At 67.0% G+C, this 2,006-nt stretch carries 2 protein-coding genes and 1 pseudogene; 1 reads left to right on the forward strand and 2 read right to left on the reverse strand.

From position 1 onward, the window contains the following. Positions 1 to 209 (reverse strand): annotated as a pseudogene (locus tag VF632_RS08715) (transposase); the annotation flags it as partial. 71 nt (positions 210 to 280) lie between these two features. On the opposite strand from VF632_RS08715, the gene VF632_RS08720 reads away from it, so the two are divergent. Next, entirely contained in the window at positions 281 to 1,498 is a 1,218-nt protein-coding gene (locus tag VF632_RS08720; protein WP_331022485.1) for an IS4 family transposase, read from the forward strand. Between the two features lie 87 nt (positions 1,499 to 1,585). Here VF632_RS08720 and VF632_RS08725 read toward each other — a convergent pair. Next, positions 1,586 to 2,006: VOC family protein (locus VF632_RS08725; RefSeq protein WP_331022486.1), on the reverse strand; the 421-nt coding region annotated here is incomplete at its 5' end.

Consider the following 2,006-nt stretch of genomic DNA (forward strand, 5'->3'; position numbering starts at 1 on the left):
CGCAACAGCAGCCAGTAGGCGGCCGTGTGCAGGATCAGCCGCACCTGGTTGGCGCGTGGCTCGCGGCAACTGGTGCGGTCGGAGGCAAGCTGGCTCTTGTGCAATTTGATCAGGTTCTCGGCCTAGCCACGGGCGCAGTAGATGGCCGCATAGAGCCATTCCGCCGAGCCGCGGCGCAAGTTGGTCACCACGTAGCGGATGTCCAGCCCTTGGGGCAATACCGTTCACTTTGTGAGGTAACAGTGTATCCTGTCGGTCTTGGTTTGGAGGATCGACAGCGATGGCTGGTGTTCCTGCGGGTCTCCCGCCCGGCATCCGGATCAGTGACCACATCAGCCTCGGCGTGATCGCCCGGGCCTTCCCGCCCGAGCGAGTGCAGCAGGTCCTGGCCGAGACGGGCAAGGCGAGCGAGCGCGAGCGCGACCTGCCGGCACAGGTGAGGGTCTACTACGCCATTGCCCTTGCGCTCTATATGGGCTCGAGCACCCGCGAGGTACTGCGCTGCCTGCTGGAAGGGCTGCGCTGGCTGTGGGGTGCGGCGGCGGTCAAGGTGGCGGGTAAGAGCGGCATCTCGCAGGCCCGCAGTCGACTCGGCGAAGCGCCGCTGCGTCGGCTGTACGAGCAGGTGGTGCAGCCGATTGCGACGCGCGCCACCAAGGGGGCGTGGTACCGGCAGTGGCGGCTGGTCAGCCTGGATGGCTCCTGCCTGGATGTGGGCGACACCCCCGAGAACAGCGCCCACTTCGGCACTCCCGGCGCCAGCCGCGGCCAGACGGCCTTCCCGCAGCTGCGCTTCGTGGCGTTGGTGGAGAACGGCACGCATGTGCTGTTCGGCGCTCAGCTGGGTCGCTACGCGGACAGCGAGACGACGCTGGCGCACGGGGTGCTGGCCGCGCTCCGGCCGGGCATGCTGTGCCTGGCCGACCGATACTTCTTCGGTCACGCGCTCTGGCAGAGGGCGGCTGGCACGGGCGCTGATCTGCTCTGGCGGGTGAAGGGCAATCTGCGGCTGCCCCGTGAGACGGTGCTGGCCGATGGCTCCTACCTGACAACGCTCTACCCGAGCGAGAAGGACCGGCGGCACCGCACCGGCGGCGTCCGGGTGCGGGTCGTCGAGTACCGGCTGGAGGGCATTGCCGGGGCTGAGCCGCTCTACCGGCTGGTCAGCACCATCCTGGATGCGGCCATTGCGCCGGCCGCGGAGCTGGCGGCGCTGTACCATGAACGCTGGGAGATCGAGGCTGCATTGGCCGAGCTGAAGACGCAGCTGCGCGGGGCTCGGGTGGTGCTGCGCAGCAAGACCCCGGAGCTTGTGAAACAGGAAGTCTGGGGTCTGCTGCTGGCGCATTTCGCCGTGCGCGGCTTGATGCATGAAGCCGCCTTGCAGGCCGACGAGGATCCGGATCGACTATCCTTCTCTCATACCGTGCGCGTGGTCCGCCGCAAGCTGCCGCAGTTTGCGGCGCTTCCCCCCTCGGGCCAGGCCTGCCCTGCATAGGGCGGTGCTGAACGAGATTTTGGAGGAGCGTGTGGCAAGCCGTCGAGGACGCCAGGTGCCACGCGGGGTCAAGCGCAAGATGAGCGGCTATCCGCTGAGACCTCGCACACCGCTGCCAACGGCGCGGATCGACTTCGTCGCTGCCATCAGGATCACAAAGTGAACGGTATTGCAGTAAGGCCGATCGCTGTTGTTGATACGGCGGTCGCCGGCGAGCCAGCGCTTGAGTTCGGCATGCGCGTCGGCCCGCCGCATCGCCGCGATCTCGTCGGCGTCAGGTGCGTCAACGGTGAATTCCAGCCGCAGCCCGTCCGGGGTCTTGAGGTACATCGACTCGCAGTATCCGTGGTCGATGATGCGTTGCGGCACCCCTGCCGCCGTCACCCGCCCGGCAATCTCATCGAATGTTTCACGGGAGACTTTCAAAGCTATATGCCAGGATCCGCCGACATCCTGCAGGCGCGCGCGGTTGGCTTCCCAGGCGTCCTCGCCGGCAAACTGGAAGAAC

The organism is Longimicrobium sp., assembly GCF_036388275.1.
Classification (GTDB): domain Bacteria; phylum Gemmatimonadota; class Gemmatimonadetes; order Longimicrobiales; family Longimicrobiaceae; genus Longimicrobium.